Annotated in this window: 25 protein-coding genes; 4 read left to right on the top strand and 21 right to left on the bottom strand. The window is 47.5% G+C overall.

Annotation, left to right across the window (positions count from 1 at the left end):
* Nucleotides 1-27 precede the first annotated feature (27 nt).
* From ACYVFD_RS20020 to ACYVFD_RS20005, 4 genes are all read left to right on the top strand, one after another.
* The gene (locus tag ACYVFD_RS20020; protein ID WP_461092232.1) at nt 28-1,200 is read left to right on the top strand and encodes an acyltransferase family protein; all 1,173 of its coding nucleotides are present in this window, start codon (nt 28-30) and stop codon (nt 1,198-1,200) included.
* Nucleotides 1,201-1,238: 38 nt separating this feature from the next.
* The gene (locus ACYVFD_RS20015; RefSeq protein WP_461092231.1) at nt 1,239-1,652 is read left to right on the top strand and encodes a nuclear transport factor 2 family protein; all 414 of its coding nucleotides are present in this window, start codon (nt 1,239-1,241) and stop codon (nt 1,650-1,652) included.
* Between the two features lie 48 nt (nt 1,653-1,700).
* On the top strand, nt 1,701-2,249 hold the full coding sequence (locus ACYVFD_RS20010; protein WP_461092230.1) for a nuclear transport factor 2 family protein: 549 nt from the start codon (nt 1,701-1,703) through the stop codon (nt 2,247-2,249).
* An 84-nt stretch (nt 2,250-2,333) separates the two neighbouring features.
* Nucleotides 2,334-3,224: an SDR family oxidoreductase gene (locus ACYVFD_RS20005; RefSeq protein WP_461092229.1), complete on the top strand. Its 891-nt coding sequence runs from the start codon at nt 2,334-2,336 to the stop codon at nt 3,222-3,224.
* A gap of 80 nt (nt 3,225-3,304) precedes the next feature.
* Here ACYVFD_RS20005 and ACYVFD_RS20000 read toward each other — a convergent pair whose 3' ends face one another.
* From ACYVFD_RS20000 to ACYVFD_RS19900, 21 genes are all read right to left on the bottom strand, one after another.
* Nucleotides 3,305-4,126, bottom strand: coding sequence for a 5'-nucleotidase, lipoprotein e(P4) family (locus ACYVFD_RS20000; protein WP_461092228.1), 822 nt, complete (start codon nt 4,124-4,126; stop codon nt 3,305-3,307).
* Between the two features lie 158 nt (nt 4,127-4,284).
* Nucleotides 4,285-5,556 carry an HlyD family secretion protein gene (locus tag ACYVFD_RS19995; RefSeq protein ID WP_461092227.1) on the bottom strand — a complete coding sequence of 424 codons (1,272 nt, stop codon included), beginning with the start codon at nt 5,554-5,556 and terminating at the stop codon, nt 4,285-4,287.
* Nucleotides 5,557-5,648: 92 nt separating this feature from the next.
* The gene (locus tag ACYVFD_RS19990; RefSeq protein WP_461092225.1) at nt 5,649-7,886 is read right to left on the bottom strand and encodes a peptidase domain-containing ABC transporter; all 2,238 of its coding nucleotides are present in this window, start codon (nt 7,884-7,886) and stop codon (nt 5,649-5,651) included.
* Between the two features lie 5 nt (nt 7,887-7,891).
* Nucleotides 7,892-11,068 carry a lantibiotic dehydratase gene (locus ACYVFD_RS19985; protein WP_461092224.1) on the bottom strand — a complete coding sequence of 1,059 codons (3,177 nt, stop codon included), beginning with the start codon at nt 11,066-11,068 and terminating at the stop codon, nt 7,892-7,894.
* Between the two features lie 17 nt (nt 11,069-11,085).
* Entirely contained in the window at nt 11,086-12,297 is a 1,212-nt protein-coding gene (locus ACYVFD_RS19980) for a lanthionine synthetase C family protein (RefSeq protein WP_461092222.1), read from the bottom strand.
* 187 nt (nt 12,298-12,484) lie between these two features.
* Complete coding sequence (locus ACYVFD_RS19975; RefSeq protein ID WP_461092221.1) at nt 12,485-12,628, bottom strand: class I lanthipeptide; 144 nt, start codon at nt 12,626-12,628, stop codon at nt 12,485-12,487.
* Between the two features lie 67 nt (nt 12,629-12,695).
* Nucleotides 12,696-12,851: a class I lanthipeptide gene (locus ACYVFD_RS19970; protein WP_461092220.1), complete on the bottom strand. Its 156-nt coding sequence runs from the start codon at nt 12,849-12,851 to the stop codon at nt 12,696-12,698.
* Between the two features lie 150 nt (nt 12,852-13,001).
* On the bottom strand, nt 13,002-13,160 hold the full coding sequence (locus tag ACYVFD_RS19965) for a class I lanthipeptide (RefSeq protein ID WP_461092219.1): 159 nt from the start codon (nt 13,158-13,160) through the stop codon (nt 13,002-13,004).
* Nucleotides 13,161-13,211: 51 nt separating this feature from the next.
* Complete coding sequence (locus ACYVFD_RS19960) at nt 13,212-13,379, bottom strand: class I lanthipeptide (protein WP_461092218.1); 168 nt, start codon at nt 13,377-13,379, stop codon at nt 13,212-13,214.
* A 102-nt stretch (nt 13,380-13,481) separates the two neighbouring features.
* Nucleotides 13,482-13,637 (bottom strand): class I lanthipeptide, encoded by a 156-nt coding sequence (locus tag ACYVFD_RS19955; protein WP_461092217.1) that lies wholly within the window; start codon nt 13,635-13,637, stop codon nt 13,482-13,484.
* A 582-nt stretch (nt 13,638-14,219) separates the two neighbouring features.
* Complete coding sequence (locus ACYVFD_RS19950; protein ID WP_461092216.1) at nt 14,220-14,384, bottom strand: class I lanthipeptide; 165 nt, start codon at nt 14,382-14,384, stop codon at nt 14,220-14,222.
* Nucleotides 14,385-14,706: 322 nt separating this feature from the next.
* Nucleotides 14,707-14,865: a hypothetical protein gene (locus ACYVFD_RS19945; RefSeq protein WP_461092215.1), complete on the bottom strand. Its 159-nt coding sequence runs from the start codon at nt 14,863-14,865 to the stop codon at nt 14,707-14,709.
* A 36-nt stretch (nt 14,866-14,901) separates the two neighbouring features.
* Nucleotides 14,902-16,101, bottom strand: a complete 1,200-nt coding sequence (locus tag ACYVFD_RS19940) for a lanthionine synthetase C family protein (protein WP_461092214.1) — start codon at nt 16,099-16,101, stop codon at nt 14,902-14,904.
* A gap of 268 nt (nt 16,102-16,369) precedes the next feature.
* Nucleotides 16,370-16,513 carry a class I lanthipeptide gene (locus ACYVFD_RS19935; RefSeq protein WP_461092213.1) on the bottom strand — a complete coding sequence of 48 codons (144 nt, stop codon included), beginning with the start codon at nt 16,511-16,513 and terminating at the stop codon, nt 16,370-16,372.
* 96 nt (nt 16,514-16,609) lie between these two features.
* A complete protein-coding gene (locus ACYVFD_RS19930; protein ID WP_461092212.1) occupies nt 16,610-16,753 on the bottom strand; it encodes a class I lanthipeptide in 144 nt (47 codons plus the stop codon).
* 183 nt (nt 16,754-16,936) lie between these two features.
* Complete coding sequence (locus ACYVFD_RS19925; protein WP_461092210.1) at nt 16,937-19,105, bottom strand: SBBP repeat-containing protein; 2,169 nt, start codon at nt 19,103-19,105, stop codon at nt 16,937-16,939.
* Nucleotides 19,106-19,549: 444 nt separating this feature from the next.
* Nucleotides 19,550-20,050 (bottom strand): hypothetical protein, encoded by a 501-nt coding sequence (locus ACYVFD_RS19920; RefSeq protein WP_461092209.1) that lies wholly within the window; start codon nt 20,048-20,050, stop codon nt 19,550-19,552.
* 119 nt (nt 20,051-20,169) lie between these two features.
* Nucleotides 20,170-21,090: a hypothetical protein gene (locus tag ACYVFD_RS19915; RefSeq protein WP_461092208.1), complete on the bottom strand. Its 921-nt coding sequence runs from the start codon at nt 21,088-21,090 to the stop codon at nt 20,170-20,172.
* Between the two features lie 347 nt (nt 21,091-21,437).
* Nucleotides 21,438-21,572, bottom strand: a complete 135-nt coding sequence (locus ACYVFD_RS19910; protein ID WP_461092207.1) for a class I lanthipeptide — start codon at nt 21,570-21,572, stop codon at nt 21,438-21,440.
* Between the two features lie 255 nt (nt 21,573-21,827).
* The gene (locus tag ACYVFD_RS19905) at nt 21,828-22,673 is read right to left on the bottom strand and encodes an alpha/beta fold hydrolase (RefSeq protein ID WP_461092206.1); all 846 of its coding nucleotides are present in this window, start codon (nt 22,671-22,673) and stop codon (nt 21,828-21,830) included.
* Between the two features lie 172 nt (nt 22,674-22,845).
* Nucleotides 22,846-23,190, bottom strand: a complete 345-nt coding sequence (locus tag ACYVFD_RS19900; protein ID WP_461092205.1) for a DUF2834 domain-containing protein — start codon at nt 23,188-23,190, stop codon at nt 22,846-22,848.
* Between the last annotated feature and the right edge of the window lie 11 nt (nt 23,191-23,201).

Raw genomic sequence — 23,201 nt, 5'->3', positions numbered from 1 at the left:
GCAGTTATACTATCCTCTTTTTTAACCATGAACCAACAATCAACCTATCTCAGCACCTTAACACCCCTGCGTGGCATTGCTGCTTTGCTGGTCGTCATTTTTCATTCTGGACTTTATGTTACCCCGGTTATTGATCCTGCCATCACACTCTTTATTAAACAAGGCTGGCTATGGGTCGATTTCTTTTTCGTACTCAGCGGCTTTGTGCTCAGCCATGTGTATGGCCATTACTTCGAGCAATCTGTAACCAGGACTCGCTTTCTATCTTACGTAGGCGCACGCTTCGCCAGGGTTTATCCGCTCCATCTGTTTACCTTGATTTGGGCGACGATGACGGCTGTATTAATCCGCCAGGAAGCGGCCGAAATTGACCCTTTTCTGCAACCCATCTTTAGTTATTGGGGTATTCCTGCGTCGTTGCTCCTGATTCAGTCGATGCATCTCTTTCCGCTTGCACCACTGAATGCGCCCTCCTGGTCATTGAGTACAGAATGGTGGATGTATATGCTGTTTCCGCTGTTGGTAAGGCCACTACGCAACTTATCCATTTCCGGGAAAGTGCTTGCCTGGCTCGGACTAGCAGCTTTTTACAGCTTCCTGATGTACTATATAGCACCCCATTATAGCTTGACGCATGAGGTAACCATCAATCTAATTGCCGACTGGGGCTTTTTTCGTTGCGGGGCTGGTTTTGGCCTTGGTATGTTAGTATATGATGCGTACCGGCAAAACTGGGGAAGGCAGATTGCCGGAAATGGCCTGTTTTTCATGGGAGCGTTTGGCGCCGTATTACTGTCTATGCATGCCGGGCTACATGAGCTACTGACCATTGCCCTTTTCCTGCCCGTGATCCTGTCAGCAGCTTACCAAACTGGCTGGGTGAAGCACGTATTCAACATTCGGCCCCTACAACGTTTAGGCGATTGGTCTTTCTCTATTTATATGGTCCACCTCCCCATTATAAATATATTTTATGTACAATGGGTTCACAAAAACCCAATGCTGCTGGCTCATTATTCACTAAGTGGGCCAACGAATCCCAATTACACTCAGGGGCAGATATTCTGCCTGATGCTCGTTGGTATCACGCTGACAGTAGCGGCACTAACCTATTACTTCATCGAAGTTCCCGCCCGCCGATACCTCAACACCCGATTCAATGCAAAAGCCGTCAGCCCATCACCGGTTTCCGTACACTGAGTTCATTTTCCATTCACTTATATAAACCCTGTTTACCAATGAAATTCCAGTTTTTCCTGTTGGCTCTGTTGTTCAGCAGCACCGCCACGTTTGCCCAAACATTGGAGCAATCGTTTAGCACTATGATGGCGGAGTACAAACAGAACCCCTACGCCTTTATGCAGGCCCGTATGGCACCCGATGTCCGATTCATTGCCGGGCACAACGGCGAGTTTATGGACATCCACAAACTAATTACACCCGATCAGAAAGTTGAAGATGCGCAATGGAGCGACCTGAAATTTTTCGAGTCGGGCGATCTGGGTGTTGTAAGTGGCATCAGAACCACCCGGTACGCTAATCCGAAAGGAGCGGCCCTCACTTACAAAGACGCCTTTACGTACACCTACAAAAAGCAGAACAACGACTGGAAGGTTGTCGCCATGCAACACACGAAGATGGAGTACAAATAAGCCATACGACTTAACCGATTTTACCTAAACCAATAACCATCGTTTACTATGAAAATCAATTCCTGCCTTCCTGTGCTGGCTATGCTGGCTATTGGTTCGCTATACATCAGCTCGTGCCAGAAAAAAGAAGAAAGTGCAAAAAATGAAATGCAGAAATACGTGACCATCAGCGACAGTGCCGATGCCAACGCCAAGTTGCTAATGGACTACCAGACTGCTCTTACCGAGGGAAATTATGCTAAAGTTCGCACGTTGCTGGAGCCCAGCTTCAAGAGTTATGGCCCATCAGCCAGCGATTCGGTTAATGTCGATAGCCTGATCAAACGGTGGGAAGGTACACACAGCGCCTACAGTGGCTTGAAAATAGTGGACGCAAATCCGCTGGCGTTTACCTCCTCGAACAGCAAAACCAAAGGCGACTGGGTGGCTATCTGGGGCCGTTACAGCGCGACGTATAAGGCTACCGGTAAAACGGTCAATTTCCCATTTCACTTAATCGGTAAAGTTGAGAACGGCAAACTGCGGCTCACGGGCGATTACTGGGATAAAGCCCAGTTTATTGGCCCAATGGGCAACAAATTAGTAAAAGCCAATTGATGCCAACACCTTTTATGATCACCCTCTGATCCAGGTCGGAGGGTGTTTTCCCTTGCCCAATTCTTCCAAAATCCCAATTTAATCATGTCTACCATTCTCATTACCGGATGCAGTACTGGCATCGGATTCTCCACCGCCGATGTATTAGCCCGTAGCGGCCACACCGTTTATGCGACCATGCGCAATCCACAGCGATCGCCCGAATTAGGGCAACTTGCTGAAAGTGAAAACCTGCCCATTACCATTTTACCAATGGACGTTGACTCCGACGAATCGGTGAAAGCAACCGTTGCTGAGGTGCTGGCGCAGGTGGGACACATCGACGTGCTGGTAAACAATGCCGGTATCGCACCAATCGGTTCGGTTGAAGAATTACCGATAGCTACGTTTCGCAATGTGATGGAAACCAACTATTTCGGAACGTTACGGTGTATTCAGGCAGTGTTACCCAGTATGCGGGAACGCCGGAGCGGTTGTATCATCAATGTGTCGTCGGTAGCGGGTAAGCTCTATAGCCCTTTTCAGGGCGCTTATTCTGCAACGAAGGCCGCTGTCGAAGCCGTGAGCGAAAGCTTAGCCGCTGAACTTCAATTATTCGGCATTCGGGTAGTGCTTGTTGAGCCAGGTGTTATGGATACGCCCATTCTTGGAAAATTAAACGAAACGCCCGCGAATACTCACTATCCAACCATGAATCGGCTTCAGGCGTTTTATGCAGCTTCACGAAATAACCACGTATCCCCCGCATTAGCTGGTGAGTTGATTCAAGAAATTATCGTGGGTAATGACAATCGATTACGCTATCCTGTAGGCCCGGATGCGCTTCCATTACTCGGCTGGCGAGCTTCCCTCTCCGACGAAGACTGGATTGCCTCGGCAGGCATTGATGATGAAACCTGGATTGCCGGAATGGGACAGTTGGGCTTAGATGTACGACCCTATCTGGAAGCAGGGGTTCAGGCATCTTCCGTTTAGATTCAACTCCTGCGCCACGACTGACTGGATCACGAATGCCATATCTTCAGGATATGGCATTCGTTCAAGTAACTGCTCAGCTAAAATGTCTCTAACGCTTTATGTTTCAAAGTATCTGCCTCTTTTGGCGTTACGGTCTGACCACGCCAGAGAGCCGATTCCCAGTCGCCGTAAATGGCGTTAGGTAAAATAATGAACCTGGTGCCAAACTGCTTCTGATAATCAGTGACTAACTGATTTCGTTTGGTCGATGTCTGCTGGTAAAAAACCTTGTCAAAGTCATTCAGGTTATCGCCCAGTAGCATGACAATTCGATGGGTTTGGGCCACAGCTTTCCGGCGCGGTTCTTTATCCGACGATTCCGCTTTCATCTGCACGTGCTGCTCATCGGCCTGCGGAAAACCAGCAGCTTGCATGTTTCGGATAGTAGCCGCTAATTCATCCTGACTACGATTGCTGATGTAAAAAATCTGCACGCCATTTTTGGCCGCAAACTGGAAAAACTCAACGGCTCCTGGTAGTGGTTTAGCAGTAGCTTTAGCGGTCCAGGCTTTCCAGCTTTTTTCCGTATAGGTAGTATGATTCAGTAAATCGTGGGCTTGCTGCGGACTGTTGTCCAGAATGGTTTCGTCGATGTCGGTAACAATGGCTACCGGTTGTCCAGCCGCCGGAATTTGACGCAATGTATCCTGAAGCTGCATTTTGGCCAGCGCAAATGCCTGATAACAGAGCGCTTTGTATTCGCCCGAATGTTGTTGCCAAAGCAGGGCGTTCAGACTATAATCAAGCGTTGTAATACTCCTTGACGTACTTTTATGCGTAATGACCGACGTTGTTTTGGGGCTACAAGCCGATAGGAGAAAACAAAGAACAGTACTAGCTTTCAGAAACTGTATTTTCATTTGTAGTAACTAGTTGCTTTTTTGGTAACAGATAGATATTCAGGTCAATTAGATTGAGCAAATCAATTACATTGACCTGATGCTGAAAAAAATTAGCACGTCAGTTGCTAGATTAGGTAGTTGAAGGGTACTAAAAACGGATCGAAAGTGATCTTGGCTTAATCAGTTAACTCGCTGGTTACTTTCCGGAATTTGCGGAATACGTAACCCGCTAGCGTCTCGTCTTCGAAGATGATGTTGCCGCTTCCCTTCATGCCGATCCGCATGAGTTTACGCAGGTGATGATAATCCGTCACGTTTGCTGTTATCGTAAACTGCCCATTTTCGTCTGGCGTCAGCGATACATTAGAAACCTGACCTTTCACCGCTCCCCATTCATAGACCGGATAGGCATCTAATTTCATCACGACAGACTGCCCAATTTTGATCTTTCCGATTTGCGATGAGCTCACCTGTATATGCGCATAAAGCGGAGCGTCTTTATAGATGAGCTTAGCCAGAATCGTACCTGCTGGAACCTCTTTGTCGCCATTGAATACAAACGAAACCGTTCCATCTTTCGGCGCTTTCAGTAGCAGATGATTGTTTGCTGTAACGTCAAAATCACCAAATGAGCCATTGATTCGCTTTTCAGAAGCGTTCACTGAACTGCGTAATCGTTCGCCTTCTAACGATACATCAGCCTGATTTTTAGTGATTTGCTTTTTCAGGCTTTTAATTTCGAGCTGTAACGAAGCAATTTGTTTGGTCAGCGTCGTATGGTCGCTCTGGTAGGTTTGTGCGGCAACTTCCTTTGCATTCTGGCTTCTTACATGAGAAACTTCGGCCTGATTCAAATCATTTTTGCTGACATCCCCCGACTTGTATAACCCTTTCATCTGGTCCAGCAGTTGGGAGGCTTCTGCTGTTTCAGCGGTCAATTTGGTTGATTCCGACCGCCATTTGGCTTCTAAAGACGTTAACTGGGCCGTTTTTAGCGCGATTTCCTGCTCTATTTTTTGAATGGCCACTTCCTGAATTGACCGTTCGGCCTGGGCGGATACCGTTTTAAAGTCCCGAAAAGCCCGTAGATTATCCTGCGCAATGACTACCTCATTAGCCAGGGCCGAAATATCCGGAGCGCTCAACTCCAGCATGGGCGTACCGGCCTTGATGGATTGTCCGTTTTGAATGTGCAGCTTTTCGACGTACACAGCCGATGGGAAGCGGTAAATCTCTTCAGCCACTTCCGATTTAAGCACAAAAGCTGTCTGGATCATATCGGGAATTTTCACCGTAAAGCTCGTAACTACCCCCGCAACGGTGAATACTACGGCCCACCATCCGAACCGGCTAAGCGCTTTCTGACGGACATCCGCAATGGGTGCATCATCGACATGGTACAGATCTTCGTACTGCCGTTCATCTAATTCTTCGAGCAAAGCGTTCATAAGATGTATGAGGTAGGATGTATGCTATAGAATGTATGATGTATTGCTCACGTTGAAGGAACATACATCATTCATCCTATAGCATACATCAGTTAGTAGTCGATGTAGGTTTTTACAAATTGATGATAGATCCCTTGTTGGTCGATCAGTTCAGCATGGGAGCCTTGCTCGGCGATGGTGCCCTGATCGAAGACCAGAATCCGGTCGGCGTTGCGGAGGGTGTTGAGTCGGTGCGCAATCGAAATGATCGTTTTGCCTGCAAACTTCTGGTACAGGTTCTCCAGAATCCGTTGTTCTGTTTCTACGTCGAGAGCGCTGCTGGCTTCGTCCAGAATAATCACATCTGGTTCAGGGCTGCTGGCAAACAGACGGGCAAAGCCAATTTTAAGCACCTGCCCCCCCGACAGATTCGCGCCAAAACCGCCCACCATATGATTGTAACCCAGATGATTGGATTTTACATACGAATGTAAATCGGCTAATCGGGACGCTTCGACAATCTGCTCATTGCTGGCTGATAAGTTTCCGTAGCGGATATTTTCTTTGATCGTATCGTTGAAAACGTACGTATCCTGGGGGAACAAATAAATGTGTTTCCGAAGTGCTTTGGGGTGAATCTGACGGAGTTCCTGCCCATCGCACCAGATCGCTCCTTCGTAGTCTGGGTAGAGGTTCATCAGCAGTTTCACAAATGTTGATTTCCCTGATCCGTTTCGTCCGACAATACCGATGCGTTCGCCTTTGCGGATTTCGCAGTTCAGGTTTTTCAAGACGTAGCGGTCGTCTTTGCGGTTGTATTTGAAGGACACGTTATCGAACCGGATCAACTCCGTGCTCAGTACACTGGATTTTTTTCGAACATCAGTGTCTTCTTTCTCTTCCAGAAATAGCTCGTTCACTTTCTCGAAGCTGACGCTGAGTTGGGTAACCATCATCCAGAGCATACTCACGCTGTTGACCGAATTCATCAGGATCATGAAAATGGCCGTAAACGCCATATATTGCCCAATGCTTAATACGCCCGTAAAGATCTGGTAAGCGCCAATCCAGTAAACGGCAATCTGGCTGAAGACGAAGATGAGTTTCTGAATCGAGTTAATGAGAATCTGCTTCTGCTCATCGGCCATTACCGAATTAATCGACTCCCGGTGAATCTGTTTCCAGCGCATAAGCCGGTACTTCTCCAGCGCCAGCAGTTTTACCGTTTTGATGCCCAGCAGCGTATCCAGAAATCCGCCCAGCGATGCCTGATTTTTATGATAAACTTTGTTCCGCAGATTCTTTACGATCGGGATAAAATACACGCTGGTGGAGCAATACGCGATAAAACAGACCAGCGAGATCAGCCCCAATTGACTGTTGAACCCAAACAGTACGGGGAAGTAGATGAGCATGAACACGACATCCAGCAGGTTCTGAATAATGATCGGATTGGTCAATTGACGAATGCCTACCCCCTCCTGAAAGCGGGTCATAAATTCTTCCCGCTTGCGGTTGTCGTAATATTGCTGCTTGAGAGAGATGAACCGCTCAAAAAACTGCGACATGAAATCCATCTCGAAGCGGAATCGGTAGTGAACCATCAGCATCGAGCGAGTGTAGGTCAGCACGACCTGAACGAAGAACACCAGCATTAGCCCCGCCAGAATCCCGATCAGCAATTTACGATTCTGATTGACCAGCACATTATCGAGCATTGTTTGGGTAAACAGCGGGAGCACTAGCCCAACCAGTTCGAGGATCAGCGAAAAAGCGAGGATTTCAAGCAGTACTTTTTTATTGGCTTTCAGAATTGGCAGATAGAGTTGACGGAAAATAGACTGTTTTTCTTCCTTCTGCTTCTGAACAGCTTCATTTACTAATTCGCCCTTGTAAAAAGCCTCCGTAGGTTTGAGTTCCAGAACGATATGGCTCCACTTGTTGATAAACTCCTCTTTCGTCAGTCGTGCTTTCCCAAAATTTGGGTCAGCAATACGAACGTGTGTATCGGTCACTTCGTAGATGACCACAAAGTGCTGACCACCATAATGCGCAATACAAGGTAACTCGATCTGTGGGAGGAATTCGTAGTCGAGTTCATAGCTTTCGGCCTTGAACCCAAAACTTTCTGACACCTCCATCAGATCGTACAGACTGGTCCCTTCGGTCGTTACTTCGCTAAGCTTAGTTAACACGTGCCGTAGATTCTGTGCGCCGTGATACTTAAATATCATAGCCAGGCAGGTAGGCCCGCAGTCCATCGAAGCGCCTTGCCCGATGTAGGGGAACGTATCGACAATGGCGTATGGGCTGATGCGCCCTCCGAAAACCGTTTTCAATGCTGTTTTCATGGCGATCAAACGAATTCAACAGGCACACTTTCTGCCTTTGTCGATTTGGCTGCCAGTACGGTTCGCCCATACTGGATTTTGTAGTATTTGTTGAGGTGGTAGTACAAGCTGTACTCCACGAACCGTTGCCGACTTCGGAACAACCGGTTGACGGTCATGTGAATCAGACTGCCGAGTAGACTTTCGATTGATATCTGCAGCTCACTTTTTTCATGCAATGCATTAATATACTGTACGATTGGCTGCAAAGCTTCCGTTCGCTGCTGGACAATATCGTAGAAAAACCCGTGTTCAGGATTAGCCTGGCTAAACAGCTCATCGATGGCCAATTCAATAGTTTTGTATCGAGCATCCAACTGCTTTTTGAGCGTGGGATTATAGCCGAACTCTTTACCGAAATAAGTGGCCTGAAGCTCAGTAAAGTTGAGCCGTTGTTGCCAGTTGAACCCAAATTGATCGAGCAGGTCGTGCATCATTTTCATGCCAAATCGCCAGCGGCATTCTTCGCCTTCCGCGCCTTCAATCATCCCTAAGAATTGAAGGATAAATTGGCTGTCAATGTGAAAAAAGCTCTCGATGGCGTCAATTGAATTGAGGCCATAGCGCTCTAATTCACGATTATAGGTATCGTTGACAATGCTGGTGACCGTCTTATTTTTTAGATACGATGCCAGAGCCTCATGCACCTCATTGACAATAGGGCCAAGCCACTTCGGATCGGTAACATGCCAGCGGAACCGAATATGATGTTGCGGATCGGCGTAGCGAATAAAAAAGAACTTATCGATCCAGCCGTTTGCCCTGAACCGTTCCGTTAGTGGGTTCAGCAGGTCGGACAGCAGCCAATCGGCGGTTTTGATGCCCGTATAGATTTTATAGTATAGCCATTCCGAACCCGTAAAAAACTGGCGCGTCACTTCAGCGCGTTCGTGCGTCGGTAAGGCCGAAACCTGTGCGGGTACATTCGTCGTGTTGTTGAAGGCTACCACAAACTGATTGGTATGCCAGCCACTCACCGACTGCACTACCGCCGAATCGGAACGGTATAAAAATTCCTTGATCGTAAATTCGTCAAGCGATTTAATTTCATTGACAAACGTTTCCGCTAACCACTGATTTTCAAGATCGACGTACAATTCGTTGTCAAAATTTGTCAGTGTGATATAGCGAGGAATTTTGTACTGACTGCGCCAGCCATCCAATTCCGCCTTAAGTTGAGACCACTTAGTTTGCTTGAATGCCGTGACCAGAGCCTTAACGTGAGCCGCTCGGAAATGCCACTGCGCTTCCGACAGAATCAGGTTCTCGAACACAATGCGTGGATTGAACAGAAACAGCTTATTAAAACTGCCCTGGATGATGCCAATGCCTCTGTGCGCATGTTGAGTCTGTATATCGCAGAGGAAATGATAGATATCCAGCGAATCGAGACCGGAGTAATTATGAGCATTCGATAGTCTGGGAATAACCAGCTTGTTAAGCGAACGCGAACGCAGAATAATGTCGTTGCCCCGTACGCTTACCATCAAATCCGTAATGGCAATCTGATGATCCGTATCGACCGAGGCTTTCGCCAGGAACGGAATCTGGTAATCTTTTAAACCGGGTCGGATGATGACGTTGCCGGTACGGGCTTCGGGTAAATGAACAATATCGGCGAAAATGGCATGGGGGAGGGCTTCATCTTCGGTTTGGCTAATCTCACGTAATAACTTCAGTACCGACTCGTCCGTATGGCCAAACCGCCCCAGGAAATAAGTACCTGTAGAACCACCAAAGCTATGAAGAACTAGTTTCTCGCGACCTTCTTCCCGAATGACCGAAAACATTGCCGTATTGGTCAGCGGTAGTTGGGAGTGGCCTGGTTCAATATTGCGTAGATCGTCTTCCGTAATATCGATTTGATACGCACCGCTTAGTTGCGCTTCGGCTAGTTTATGAAGGAGGTATTGATGCTCTTTCGCAATTCTTACCGACTGCGCCCCATCCGAAGGCCCGAATTGAGAAATGCCATCGACAAGGGGGGAAGCATCCGATTTTTGTTGTCCCGCAGGATAGCCCACCCCAATTTCAGGGTCCAGGGCTATCACCAGCGGAACTTCCTCCTCCTCATATTTTTCGACAAACCGCGACATAAATTCAGACAGCGTTCCATGACCCGTTGGTGTCAATTTTAGCAAAGCTGGAATTTTGGCGATCAGTTTATTCAGTAATCCTTTGTTCAATTGACCCTCAGTTTGGGGTAAATAGGTATCGATCTGAAACAGGACTTTGCGGTCGAAAGGCGTTGATAACTGACTCAATTTCTGCTCAATCGCAGCAAATTTGTCCGTCGAAAAATCAACTGGTGTTTCTTCAACCTGTTTGAGGTCAGCGGCTACTTCATGGAGTATAGCCGTAATAAACCGCAACTCTTCAGCAGGATGCTGAGCCAAAATAGTTTCTAGTGAATCAATGATCTGGAATAAGAAATTGTCGCCAGTAAGGGCGGGCTCCAGTTCACTGACCAGCAGTTGAGCGGCTACGACGTCACTAATAAACCCTTGCGCTTCCTCCTCGCTGACCTCATCCGAAACCACAGCCGTCGCTAATTCGCTTAGCGTAGCGCCTGTTTGGGCTTTTCGTAAGACGGCATCCAGATACTCATTCTGATCGGCGCTACCCAGGTGGTGAACCCGCATATTGAGTTCATTATATCGGTAGGCTACATAGCGATACTGATTATTAATTTTATACAGACTCGTATTTGGAAAAAAGTGTAAATAGGGCTGAATCGCTTCGTGTTTTTCCAAATCCTGTGCCAGCGCACACAGGTAATTCATATCGAGCCGGATCACTTTTTTCAGGCTACCGGTATTGTCTATACGCAGTTCCGTTGGGCGACTATCAACGGGTATTGTTGAGAAACCACCAAATAGCCCGAAGGGTGTACAACGAGTTGCGTAGCGCGACAAATATTTGATGAGCGAGTAAACAACTCGCTTTGATTTTTCGTCGGGCAATCGGCTGGTGTCCAGTTTTTGCGCTTCCTCGTAAAGTGCCGGCGAAGCAATATAGAGGGCTTCCAGAAATTGAGGCTGCTGAATCAACTGAGTGAATGCAGTCCAGTCGATGTCCTGAATTGTTTCATAGCCTGCAATAGGCATGCGAGCAAAGGCAGTTGGGAAGAAGGAGGTAGCCATTGTTGAGGAGAAGTGAGTCAGGAGAGTAACAGAAAACGATCCCAGGTGGTAGGCGCACCCAGTTCAGCTAATAACACCAAACCGACACTGGTTTCACCATCGAGAATATCCAGATTGCTCTCATGGGTATTGGTCGGCGCAAAGTAGCTGGTATATACGGCTTCGTCGGATTCAGGCAACGCATAGTCTATGGTGCGCTGCATCCAGTAGTCAGCCGTTTCGTTCAATAACGGATGGTGAAGCTGCTGGGCAATCCGGCGGAAGATATAAGTTGCTCCGGCCGAGCCATGGCAAATTCCAGCATCCGCTATTTTTGTATCGGCGATGGATCGACGTGGCGCGGCTTGCCGTAAGGTTTGTTCGGCAATGGCCTGCCAGCGTTTATTATTTAGTTTTTGACCGGCCAGCCAGAATGTGTGGGCTATTCCCAAGTCGCCATAGCACCAGCCCATTCGACTTTCGCTATCCTCACGATTGGCGCCAATAGTAGTTGGAAAAACGGACTGACCGGATCGGTTTCGATTGTTCCACATCCATTGAAGGTTACCCTGGATTAACTCGGAACACCGTCGCCGTGAATACCCACGCGCATAGAACAGGCTTAGCATCGCAACAATACTGGCTGTCCCGTGCGAAAGGCTTGGGTTATATTCTATGGACGGTGACAGCTTCTGACGCATAATATCATAATAGGGCCAGGTAATATCCCCATTAGGTAGCTGGATGGCTGTCGCGGAAAGTTTTTCGACGATGGCGTCAATATGATGGGCAACGGCTTGGGAAGGGCGACGTTCCAGGTAATATAATCCGGCGCTCAATCCACCGTGCAGATAATCGTAGTCGCCCTGCGCCAGCCGTTCTAATGATAACTGAAGAAGTGGCTCGTCTAAATCAGCGACAATATCGTTCACATCAATATCATCAGCTTCGAGAAGGTTGTTGTTGCAGAGGTGCAGAAATGCCCAGGCTACCCCGGCGATGCCTGCAGCAAACGTCGGCAATTGATTGCCCTGCTGAATGGCATTCAGGCTGGTCACGACCCGATCCCATACCCGACTCTGCTCGTCGAATTGCTGGGTATAGTGCTGATAATAGCTTTCAAATAGCGCATACCCCATTTGCCCACCCATCAAAGAACTGTTGTTATCGACAGGTTGGCTGGCAATGTGCTGGTAGATCCGATTGAGCAAAGCCTGCTCTACAGAGGTTGTTGTTTCTGAAGAATGCATGAGGAGAGGATGGTTAACGGAGAAGGAAACAGTGTTTGCCAGAGGAATGCAAACTCCAATTGCCTGTGTCGCGCAAGAGTGAAATTCAGTTCTTGCGCGACTTAGCTTTGTTAATCCTATTCACTCGGCTTTTTCAATTTGGTTTGTTGTTCACCGAGTTGCTGAGTAATCAGTTCTTACTGAACGATTAGCACGTAATAGTGGGCTGGCAATACTGATATGACTTGGTTCTTGTTGGAATTGCCCCACCTTTTACTCCCGTTGTTGCCTGCTTCGATAGAGCGACAACCTGATCGGTTTTCAGTCCGATTTTATGAATTTGTTTTTTCATGGTACTTGTTGACAATTAAATAAAGCCTACTCTATCGACCGATTTTCGGCTGCTCCGTAACGGCTGGTTAGTAGCAAGACCAACTCTGGGTTGGGCATGCCGTAGGTAGACGCGATGTAGTAGGTAACTTAGGCATCCCACCTTTCACGGCCACTGTTTCCTGCTTCGACAGGCTTATGATCTGGTCGGTTTTCAGACCGATTTTTTTGAGTTGTTTTTTCATAATTCTACGCTGATAAAAATGGCGTAAACAGCCTTTCGCAATAAAGAAGATAGGATTCAACGTATGCTATTCAGCTGTTTACGCTTTTATCGAGGGGAAGTTGTCTACTCTGTTGAAGGTGTTCGACTTCCCCCTGCTGGCAGTTCGTGATTACATCCAGGTACACACGGTGCATCGTGTGTTACTATATGGGTCACACTTAAGGCCTGTCTGAGGCTTTTGGCCTCCTTGGATTTGACGGGCATCAGTTTTTGACATAGTAACGATCTGGTCGGTTTTCAACGCGATTTTTGAAATTTGCTTTTTCATTGTGGTTTGTTGTTAACTGTTTATTGATTTATTGGCGTAAAACGCTTGTGCTTAAGCAGGGAAGCAGCCTTTACCCGATGGGGTACAGTAAATCGAAGGGCAGCCGATTTTCGTTGATTTATCAGGCATCATGCCACCACGGATTTGCTGAGCGTCGATTTTTGACAGCGAAACGATTTGATCGGTTTTCAGAGTCAGTTTGTTTACTTGCTTTTTCATTGTTTTGTTGTTTATTCAGTTACTATTTTGAATGTTGCCTACTCTGTTAAAGATTTTCAGCGGCTTCTTTTTAATAAAATGCTGGGGTAAGAATCCCCTGGATTAGCAAACGTATTTCGAAGGGCAACCCAAAGCTGTTTTACAAGCAGTATGCTGAGTCAAGGGAATTGCACCGCCATTTACGTTTGCTGCATCGGCTTTCGACAGGGCGATAATCTGATCGGTTTTAAGGGTCAGCTTGTTTACTTGTTTTTTCATTGTTTTGTTGTTTACTGAATTGTTTAGTGCCTACTCTATTCTGTTTTCGGCGTCCCATGTCTGTCTGACGATTCAAAATTAGTTTGCCAGGGGATCTGCCAGCCAGCGCTAATCCATACTTGGTGGGTTTGACTAAACAGTTTACAAAAATCAGTAAACCGTTAACGAGAAGTACGTAAAAACCCCTTATACTGCGTTAGAATGCGTATTTCTACGTGATTTTCTTCGGTAAGAACGATTGTAATAGGCTAATTCAGTTAGGTGGTTTGATAGCCTGTAGACTACTAGATGACGGCGAAATAGACTCTACGGCCGTTTTTAATACATTGTTGTTACGAGGGTAGATGCGCCAAAACCGGCAAAACAACAAACCGCCATATCACCTAAACGGGACATCGCGGGTAGCATAAAACATACTGCTGTGGAACGTTCCAACCTAAGGATGCAAAAGCAGTAGTAGAGGCAATTGTTTTCATTGGTTGGCGTACAGAGAAATTGTTAGGAAGGGAGGAGAGATTGTAAGAACCGGGGCTGTCTATCGCCATCTCCCCGGTTCTTTTTTCTGCTACAAGTTGGCTGCGTTTAGCAGACACAGGTACCACTACCTGTAGTACCAGGACAATAAGGCGTCTGCCCAGTAAATTTAGTTTGTGCCCGCATGCCACCAGCTACATGCTGCGCCTGAGATTTTGACAGTGAAACGATTTTGTCGGTTTTCAAGGTGATTTTTGCAAATTGCTTTTTCATTGTATTTGTCAATTATGTATTGATTGATTTGCCTACTCTGGATCAGGTTTTCGGCGTCCCCTGTGTCGTTTGACAAATCAAAGATGGCAGATGAAAGCCCCCTTAAACAAAGATTTCCCCCTGAGTCGTTAGCTGTGGTATATAAATCGCAGCGTATAGAATATGAATCGCTTTTTACTTCAGGATGTCCCAAAAAACAGGGCTGTGCTAACTTTTTGAGGGGTTATAAATACAAAAGAGCAACAGATGACCTGCCGCTCTTTTGCTTCTTTTGGATTAAAAAAGAAGTCTGTCAAACCTCTTGTAACGACTGACCTTTAGTTCATCCACATTTAACAAACTGACTAATTGTGCCGGGATCGGTGGTACAGCTCCTATAAGATACTGGTGCTTTACCACCAAGTAATTGCTGGGTTTGAACACCCGATAAGGCAACAATCCGGTCGGTTTTCAAGATAATTCTGGTGATTCTCTTTTTCATTGCTTTTTGTTGTTATGGTTTGTTTTCTTGCCTGGATCAGGATAGTAGTAAGAACCGATCCCAAGTCGTCGGCGCACCTAATTCACCCAATAAAACGAGGCCAACTCCGGCTGTTCCGTCCAGTAGCCCTCGTTCAGAGACGTATTGACCGGCTTCGGTTGCATATCGTAAAAAGATATCGTCCTGGTCTTCTGGCAGAATATAAGTAACTAATTCCTGCAACCAGAACTCTGCAGCCTGCGTCAGTTGGGGGTGCTGGGTTCGCTTCGCAAATTTTCGGAACTGATAGGCGCTCCCGGCCGACCCGTGGCAGATGACAGCATCTTTTATCATAGTCTCTATAGGAGTTCGTCGTAGCGAGGCTTTCAGCATCACTTCGTACGCTCGGGTTTGCCAAATAGGTAGCCTCAGGATGGAACCCGCCATCCATAATGTATTGGCAATCCCCAGGTCGCCGTAGCACCAGGCCAGTCGGCTTTCGCTATTCAGATGTTCGGGACCGGCAAAATTTGAAAATACGGAAATGCCTTTATGATTACGCTGGTTCCAGACCCATTGCAAACTACCCAGAATCAGTTCCGCGCAGCGGGGCCGGGCATAGCCTCGTTCATATAATAAACTCAGGATGGCGATGATGCTGGAAGTGCCATGTGAGAGCCCCAGATTGTAGAGCGCCGATGGCAGGTTGTCATCCTGATAAGCCCAGGTTATATCTCCATTTGGGTAACGGACGGCCATGTCCGACAGTTGCTGAACCAGCTGATCGATATAGTGGGCTAGGGCTGGTGTCGGAGAACGCTCCAGATAGTACAAACAGGCGCTCAAGCCACCGTGCAGGTAGTCGAAATCCCCCGCCCGCAGAAAGTCCATAGATACCTCAAACAGCGGTTCGTCCAGACCGGCCAAAATATCCTGCGGGTCAATTTCATCGACGCTCAGCAAGCCCTGATTGGTCAGGTGCAGAAACCCCCAGGCCACACCTGCTATACCCCCCGCAAACGAATGGATCAACTCGCCAGCCTGTATGGCATCTAAACCAGCCTCCACTCGCTCCCAGGTTTGTTCGCTAGTGGGAAGCCCATAAAAGCGTTGAACATAAGCCTCCAGAACCGCATAACCCATCTGTCCACTCAGTAATGAAACATTATCTGTAAGGGGTTGAGACAGGATGTGTTGATAAATGCGCTGAAGTAGACTGGCATTATCGATACGAGAAAGGGGCGTATTGATTAGCATTTGGAGAAACAATTAGGTGGTGAAGTAGAGCCCAAACAGGATATATCATATTGTAAAAGGGTACCTCCTGATTAGGTACCCTTTTATGCTTAATGGATGAGTCTTAAAACGAACTCCATTGATAGCGAAACGATTCGGTCTGCTTTTGAGCCATATGTGTGCGTTGTATTTCGCTTATGGCTTTTCTTAAGGCCTGGCAGATACCCTACGCTATTCACTAGTTTTCGGCCACTGCATATCGAAGGGCTTTCACAAACGTTATTGATTCCTACAGGCATGTCGGGCGCGTATTCACCCATTTGGATTCATTCCCGGATGGGCGCATCCCACCAGCTACGTTTTGGGCCTGGGCTTTAGTCAACGAAACGATTTTGTCGGTCTTTAAGGTGATTTTTGCAAGTTGCTTTTTCATTGTGGTACTGCTCTGGCATTCCGGCCATTGCGAAATTTGTTGGTTTAAAATTGATTTGTCATTAAATCCTGTGCTCTCTTCCGATTGCTTGTGTGTTTAGCACATTTGCGAATCGCAGAAGCCAATCCAGGACAATACACTTTTAGAACGTTGGCCACCAGCCAGGTTCTGCGCCTGATCTTTCGACAGTGAGACAATCTTGTCGGTTTTCAGGGTGATTTTGGTGATTTTCTTTTTCATTGTAGTACCATTTTGGCCTACCGGCCATTTCAGGATTTGTTATTTACTGATTTGTTCCATTGCCTACTCTGGATCAGGTTTTCGGCGTCCCTGTGTCTGTTGACAAGTCAAAAATGGTAGATGACCATAGTGCTACCCAAAAATTTCAGGATGAGTCGCGGCCCTATACGCATGAATGGCTACTCACTGGACACGAACCACCTGCATCGCCTGTGACTGGGTTGGTGTACTCACCCGCACCAACAGCCGATTGCTAACCGAGCCATTCATCGACAACCGACAAGTTTCCACTGACTCGGCATGTCCCATATGCAGCTCACTTACCAGCCTACCCTGCAAATCCATCAGCTCAACTCGTAATGGCTGATCCTCTGCGCCCCGCACCTCAACCAACACCTCTGACCCCACTACCGGGTTACCCAGCAACTTGACCTGTAGCTTGCCCCTTATAGGTTCAGTGGCAGCCAGTCGTGCACTACTGCCACAGGCAGCCTGCCACTGATAGTTGAAAGAAGAGGTCACGCCATCCTGGCTAGCAATCAAGGGGATGAGGGGTTCTCTCAGGGGAAACACCCGGCTGTAAGGCCCAGCCTGCTGGGTAATAAAACCACCATAAGCCGCTGCGAAGGTGATCACATGCCCATTTTGACCCGTGTACTGGGGCATAAACGTCACTAGCCGCTCGGTTGGGCTGACAATCTGACAATCCAGGGTATTCACCCCGACCAGAGCAAACGGTTGAGCTTGGCTGGGGCCGGACGTGACGGTCAGTAGAAAGCTGGTACTTACGCTCAAGCCGCCCGGATCTTGTGCCGTTACGTTGATTGGCCAACTTCCCGTAACCTGAGGCTGGCCACTGATGGTATTTCCCGACAGGCTCAAACCAGCCGGTAAACCAGAAATCGAAAAACTCAGTGATTGTTGCTCAGGGTCTGTAAAGTAAGACGTAAGAGTAAGTTGATACGATTGACCCTGTTGGTCAGATTGATCCGGTATACCACTGGAGGTCGGGGGCTGGTTAGACCCAGCGGGTACCTGGCAGGCATTTAGCCATTGGTAGTTGAAACTGCTCACTACTCCCTGTTGGTCGGCAATCAGGGGTATTAAGGGCTGATCCAGTGGAAAAACTCGGCTGTAGGGGCCAGCTTGCGTGGTGATGAAGTCCTTATATGCGACGGCGAAGGTAATAGGCTGACCGGTGAGGCCGGTGTATTGAGGAGAGAAGGTTACCAATCGCTCGGTCGGGCTGACCACCTGACAATCCAGAGTGTTTACCCCACTGATAGCGAACGAGGGAGAAGGACTAAATTTCTGGACCCGGTGATTATAAGAGTCTGTTACATAAATATTATTGGCGTCATCCAGGGTAACCCCGGTCGGATTATATAACTGGTTAGCCGCCGAACCCTGTCCGTTTCCGCCGGCTACGGTAATGCCACTGCTGGCGCCAGGCACCCATTTCTGAATACCTTGTCGAAACGAATCGACAATGTACATATTTCCTGAGGCATCCAGGGCTATGTCAAATGGATCAGATAACTGGTTGGCAGCAAAGCCCTGTCCGTTTCCGCCGGCTACGGTAATGCCACTGCTGGCACCGGGTGCCCATTTTTGAATGCGGAAGTTACCAGCATCGGCGATATAGATATTCCCCGCCTTATCGACCGTGATGCCTTCTGGATAATCCAATTGATTAGCGGCCCCACCCCGTCCATTTCCACCGGCCACGGTAACACCACTACTGGCCCCAGGTGCCCATTTCTGGATGCGCTGGCCAAACGTATCGGTTACATATACATTGCCGGCCGCGTCTACAGCAACATGCGTTGGGTAGCTTAATTGATTGGCGGCCATGCCCGCTCCATGGCCCCCGGCTACGGTAGAACCTGTAGCCGCACCTGGTGTCCATTTCTGAACGCGGTAGTTCTGATTATCCGCTATGTATAGGTTCCCTACTTCGTCTATTGCAACATCGTCTGGGGAATGAAGCTGATTAGCAGCCGAGCCAAACCCGTTTCCTCCTGCTACCGTGGTACCAGTGACCGCACCAGGAGCCCATTTCTGAATACGATGGTAAAAGGGATCGGCGATATAAATATTGCCGGCTTTGTCTAACACTAAATCGGTTGGCTCATACAATTGGTTAGGCGCCGAGCCTCCTCCATTTCCTCCTGCTACTGTGACGCCATTCTGGGCCAAAACTGGTTTTGCTAAGGTAACCAGTAACGTAAGTAACCCCCACCATCCGATTGGAAAGAGCAGACCGCCCATATTAAGACGGGTAACATCTTGGGCGAACGGGGCCAGGATACGGCTAATACGATCTAAATTCTGTAGTTCTTTGTGCATCATTGTATTTGTATTAAAGGTGATTAGTTCAGTCGTCCCCGTGCTCAAAAACTCTTGGGGCCTATAGATAGGTAGCCTTGCAGGATCTGACGCGTGAGTACCGAATCTAAAATGACAGGTAGCAGTCCGCCCCAGCAAAATTTTCTCACTGAATTGTTTGCTGGCAGGTATGAATGGACCGTTATTAGAGACGAGTTGTCTTATAGAGAAAGCCGATAAAAAAGCTGCTTCCACATGGAAGCAGCTTTTTTATCGAAGAAAGAAATGTAGGCTGTTCCCTTGCTTTTCACTGCACAGCTTAGGGAATGGTTTACTCAATCTGTTACAGAACATATACCTGTCGACGACAGGATCGATTCATTTCGGGAGGAGCTTTTTAACGCTGAGCCATATCGACAATAGCCGCCAGATTACCACATCCACGTTCAAATTCAAACAGGCCAGATTTCATAGGCCATTTGGTTTACGTAAAGAGGGGATGATTAACTGAATGGCGATGCCTGATAGTACAGTAGATACGGGCAAGGCAATCAAGAATTCGACAGGGCCCTGTAGATGAAATTCCACTTTGCAGCCATCAGCCAGCATAGCACAAAGCGGCCAGATCAGTACATTGGCCACGATCCAACGGATGGCTTGTTTGCCTTCATGTCGAATAGCGAACCATTGCAAACTACCCAGTATCAGTCCGAACAGTAAGCCATGCACAAGACCTTCCAGAACTTTAGTCTTTAGATCATATCCACGTCCAAAAGCACCGGCCATGTTTAACGACCAGAAGACTATCCAGCCTAGACAAGTTGACCATATCCAGCCTTTTAGAGAAGGAATATATTTCTTTAGAATCATCGACTGAACTATCCCAGACAACAACCCCATAACACCACCCAACGTAGCCCCAAAGAGAATGGGGGCTACGTTATTGACCAGTCGGCCTAAACCGGCCATGAACCCGCATGCTAATCCGACGAAGCCAAATTCTTGACTTCGTCGGATTAGCATGCGGGTTCATGGCCGGTTATCGTGTAAGAATGATTGGTAGATAAAGTAACGAAGTGAATTTGTGCCTACGGATTCAGACCAATGGTCGTAACCTTATAGGTATATGCATCCGTCGCCAGTAGAACGGAGCTAGGAAATTCGTAGCGCTGGCGCTGGGTTACGTAGCCGTCGCTATTCAGTGTATAGCTGAAATAGTGGTCGCTGAATTTTACTAAAAGATTGGGATTCTGGGTGCTGGGATGGAGAATAGTAATTCGGTGAACCAGATGTTTACTGAATGTGCCATAGATGCGTAGGTATCGGTCTAGTTCGGGATCGAATTCCGGATTCAGATGGCCTAAATCGACGGTCTTTCCATCGCCAGCCGCAAACGGTTCGTAGCTGAGCTGTACGCGGGTTGTAAGCTTAGTACCTCCTTTGTTGGGCGCAGCTCCGTTGCCAGGGGAGGGGTCTAGATAATCGACCTGGATTAAGTCGCCCTGGTCGTCATAGCTATAGATTGCTTTTTCGGCCACGTTAGCTACATTGACGCGCTGCACTAACTGATTTTTGTCGTTGTAGGTATACTGGTACGTTCTGCTAAGCGCTGGGCCAAAGGCGGGGAAGACTAGTTCATCGCTTTTATAGCAGCGCCCTTTTGCATCCGTGTATAGGTGACCACTCCGGGTTATTTTACCCGATCCCAACAACACCTGAATATCGTAGAATGCGAAAAAATCTCCGTCATAACTAAGGCTATGTTGACGATAACTTTCTGGAGAAAATAGCTCTTTCATTGGTATCTCCTGACCCTCATAACTTAACGTCGTGGCACCTTCTGATAAGAGGGTATATTTTTTGCTTAATCCAGGCTGAATTTCCCCGTTAGTCTCCCCCAAGCGGGCCGAACCCAGGCTTGGTTCCGGTAAACGCGTATCGTTTTGGCAGGCTATCAGGATGACCATCAGCAGACTTGCCATGCCTGTTGACTGAATAAATTTGTTCATTTGAATTGTGTTGTTTACTGTTAATAAGCTGCCTACTCGATTCGGTTTTCGGCCTCCCCGTTGTCCATAGACGAAGCAAAATTGACGAAGCTCGAAACGAACCTGAAAAATTTTAGAACGAACAGTGCAGACAGGAAAATGAAGAGCGAGAAATGAACTTTAAATCGTTTTTGATGGGCTCGTCAACCGAGTGGCTTTTATGTGCGATCTAAATTCTGGGTAAGTATAAATTGGCCATTTGTGGTACGTAGACGAATAAATATGCTTCTTAAAAAGTGGCAGACCGCAGACAGTTTTTAGTAAAAACGTCTACGGCCTGCCTGGTAATCATCAATGGATTGAGCGTATTAAGGCTCACAAATCTTGGATGTACAGAAGCTGGCAGACTGTCTTTGTCCGCCTAGTACGTTCTGAGCTTTCTCTTTTGACAGGTTAACGATCTTGTCTGTTTTCAGGGTGATTTTTGCAAGTCGCTTTTTCATTATAGTCCGCCAAGGCGGGATTTGCTGTTTACTGATGTGCCTACTCTGGAAGGTTTTCGGCGTCCCCGTTGTCGATTGACGGGGTAAAGTTGAGTCGTGTCCTCTGGAGCCTGAAAAATTTTGCTGTCAATGGTAAAGTAGAGACAATGAACCGCTCGAAATGAAGAGCTAATCGTTTTGTTTGTATCTACATTAACCTGCGAAGTCCATCTAAGAGATTTAGAGGAATGCGTTCAGCAAAGGCAGAACACAGCGCTAGGCAGTTTTCAAAAAGGAGAGGATCAACGAACTTTGATTAAGGACTACATGCCCCACACCGGGTAATAAAATCGATTGTAGATGAGGAACATGCTGATGTAGCCGAGCCGTAATTGCCTCTGACGACCGAATGGCATCGGCTGTACCGCCAATTACTAAAACGGGCATGGTTAATTGCTCAAGTTCAGCATCGGTAAATAGGTATTCCTTCTCCACTCGCGCTTTAAAATGCGTCAGAATTAGATCCATAAAATCAAGCGTAGTCGCATCCAGCTGCTGTTGACCAACCACAATCCGATTAATAGCGCGGGCTCCGGCTCGTCCAAACAACGAATAGAGTACCGCTTTAAGAATAAAACCTGGTTTCGTGGCCACGATACCTCCGGGCGTTACGAGAACCAAATTTTCAACTCGGTGGGGGTAGCTAGTGGCAAATCGAAGCGCTACCCATCCTCCCTGTGACAGCCCAACCAGTGAAACTTGCTGAATCGCTAATCCAGTTAAGACATCGTCTAACCATTCGGCATAGGATTGATCGTGCCAGGAGGGACGATTGTGAGCACTTTTACCCGGTTCGCCGGGTAAATCCACTGCGTAAACCCGAAACACCTTACTGTAATGCTTCATCTCACTCCGCCAGGAAAGAGAATTCGAAGCCGCTCCGTGCAGCAAAATCAAAGCGGGTGCGTTTTCAGGCCCACAGGCTATAACAAATGTATCGGCATGTCGGGTAGAGACTAGTTGCGTTTCATAAGGTAAAGGCCAGTTTGCCAACATAGAATCGTAAAAAGCCAATACCTGCTGTTGCCCTGCTGTCGTTTTATAAATGGCCGTAGGTTTCATACATCTACTGATTTTGAGTTGGTTAAGTTGCTGGTTTCCTCCAGTGCTTTGTAAGAAGGGTTAATCGTGTAAACCAACAAAACCAGGGCAATCAGATCAATAAAAGAATCCTTAATGGCTCATAGTCGTAAACGAAGTGTAGTGAAGCGTTCATCAATCGTTTCTGTTCCCCCTAAAGGACTTGTAATTTCCGTTCTCGGAAAAAGAGAAACAACGGGCAGGTGAAGGCAAATGCAATCAGGAAGGTAAACAATACGTAAAGCCAGATAAACCGCATGTTCAGTCGGTAGCCTTCCCGAACCATCCAGATCAAAACGGGCGTGGTGCCAATCAGAAAATCAGTCGTTATGGAGCGAGTTAGGGGCGTGGCCATACCCGCTCGTAGCCAGGTCATTACCGTAAAGGGTGTATCGCCGTACAGAATATGCTGGATGTTAAAATACCAGGGGATGATCAGACCTGCCAGCGCACAGAGCAGGTAAAAGAGCATAATGGGCGTTAGCGGCTTTCGATTCATGGGTATCTGAT

This window comes from Spirosoma gilvum (assembly GCF_054776815.1).
The sequence above is the reverse complement of the archived record's forward strand: the minus strand, read 5'-3'. Positions and strand labels throughout refer to the sequence as shown.

What these genes read in the sequence shown, in the direction of transcription:
- ACYVFD_RS20020 (WP_461092232.1), top strand. Translation starts at nt 28, where the DNA reads ATGAACCAACAATCAACCTATCTCAGCACCTTAACACCCCTGCGTGGC.
- ACYVFD_RS20015 (WP_461092231.1), top strand. Translation starts at nt 1,239, where the DNA reads ATGAAATTCCAGTTTTTCCTGTTGGCTCTGTTGTTCAGCAGCACCGCC.
- ACYVFD_RS20010 (WP_461092230.1), top strand. Translation starts at nt 1,701, where the DNA reads ATGAAAATCAATTCCTGCCTTCCTGTGCTGGCTATGCTGGCTATTGGT.
- ACYVFD_RS20005 (WP_461092229.1), top strand. Translation starts at nt 2,334, where the DNA reads ATGTCTACCATTCTCATTACCGGATGCAGTACTGGCATCGGATTCTCC.
- ACYVFD_RS20000 (WP_461092228.1), bottom strand. Translation starts at nt 4,126, where the DNA reads ATGAAAATACAGTTTCTGAAAGCTAGTACTGTTCTTTGTTTTCTCCTA.
- ACYVFD_RS19995 (WP_461092227.1), bottom strand. Translation starts at nt 5,556, where the DNA reads ATGAACGCTTTGCTCGAAGAATTAGATGAACGGCAGTACGAAGATCTG.
- ACYVFD_RS19990 (WP_461092225.1), bottom strand. Translation starts at nt 7,886, where the DNA reads ATGAAAACAGCATTGAAAACGGTTTTCGGAGGGCGCATCAGCCCATAC.
- ACYVFD_RS19985 (WP_461092224.1), bottom strand. Translation starts at nt 11,068, where the DNA reads ATGGCTACCTCCTTCTTCCCAACTGCCTTTGCTCGCATGCCTATTGCA.
- ACYVFD_RS19980 (WP_461092222.1), bottom strand. Translation starts at nt 12,297, where the DNA reads ATGCATTCTTCAGAAACAACAACCTCTGTAGAGCAGGCTTTGCTCAAT.
- ACYVFD_RS19975 (WP_461092221.1), bottom strand. Translation starts at nt 12,628, where the DNA reads ATGAAAAAACAAATTCATAAAATCGGACTGAAAACCGATCAGGTTGTC.
- ACYVFD_RS19970 (WP_461092220.1), bottom strand. Translation starts at nt 12,851, where the DNA reads ATGAAAAAACAACTCAAAAAAATCGGTCTGAAAACCGACCAGATCATA.
- ACYVFD_RS19965 (WP_461092219.1), bottom strand. Translation starts at nt 13,160, where the DNA reads ATGAAAAAGCAAATTTCAAAAATCGCGTTGAAAACCGACCAGATCGTT.
- ACYVFD_RS19960 (WP_461092218.1), bottom strand. Translation starts at nt 13,379, where the DNA reads ATGAAAAAGCAAGTAAACAAACTGACTCTGAAAACCGATCAAATCGTT.
- ACYVFD_RS19955 (WP_461092217.1), bottom strand. Translation starts at nt 13,637, where the DNA reads ATGAAAAAACAAGTAAACAAGCTGACCCTTAAAACCGATCAGATTATC.
- ACYVFD_RS19950 (WP_461092216.1), bottom strand. Translation starts at nt 14,384, where the DNA reads ATGAAAAAGCAATTTGCAAAAATCACCTTGAAAACCGACAAAATCGTT.
- ACYVFD_RS19945 (WP_461092215.1), bottom strand. Translation starts at nt 14,865, where the DNA reads ATGAAAAAGAGAATCACCAGAATTATCTTGAAAACCGACCGGATTGTT.
- ACYVFD_RS19940 (WP_461092214.1), bottom strand. Translation starts at nt 16,101, where the DNA reads ATGCTAATCAATACGCCCCTTTCTCGTATCGATAATGCCAGTCTACTT.
- ACYVFD_RS19935 (WP_461092213.1), bottom strand. Translation starts at nt 16,513, where the DNA reads ATGAAAAAGCAACTTGCAAAAATCACCTTAAAGACCGACAAAATCGTT.
- ACYVFD_RS19930 (WP_461092212.1), bottom strand. Translation starts at nt 16,753, where the DNA reads ATGAAAAAGAAAATCACCAAAATCACCCTGAAAACCGACAAGATTGTC.
- ACYVFD_RS19925 (WP_461092210.1), bottom strand. Translation starts at nt 19,105, where the DNA reads ATGATGCACAAAGAACTACAGAATTTAGATCGTATTAGCCGTATCCTG.
- ACYVFD_RS19920 (WP_461092209.1), bottom strand. Translation starts at nt 20,050, where the DNA reads ATGGCCGGTTTAGGCCGACTGGTCAATAACGTAGCCCCCATTCTCTTT.
- ACYVFD_RS19915 (WP_461092208.1), bottom strand. Translation starts at nt 21,090, where the DNA reads ATGAACAAATTTATTCAGTCAACAGGCATGGCAAGTCTGCTGATGGTC.
- ACYVFD_RS19910 (WP_461092207.1), bottom strand. Translation starts at nt 21,572, where the DNA reads ATGAAAAAGCGACTTGCAAAAATCACCCTGAAAACAGACAAGATCGTT.
- ACYVFD_RS19905 (WP_461092206.1), bottom strand. Translation starts at nt 22,673, where the DNA reads ATGAAACCTACGGCCATTTATAAAACGACAGCAGGGCAACAGCAGGTA.
- ACYVFD_RS19900 (WP_461092205.1), bottom strand. Translation starts at nt 23,190, where the DNA reads ATGAATCGAAAGCCGCTAACGCCCATTATGCTCTTTTACCTGCTCTGT.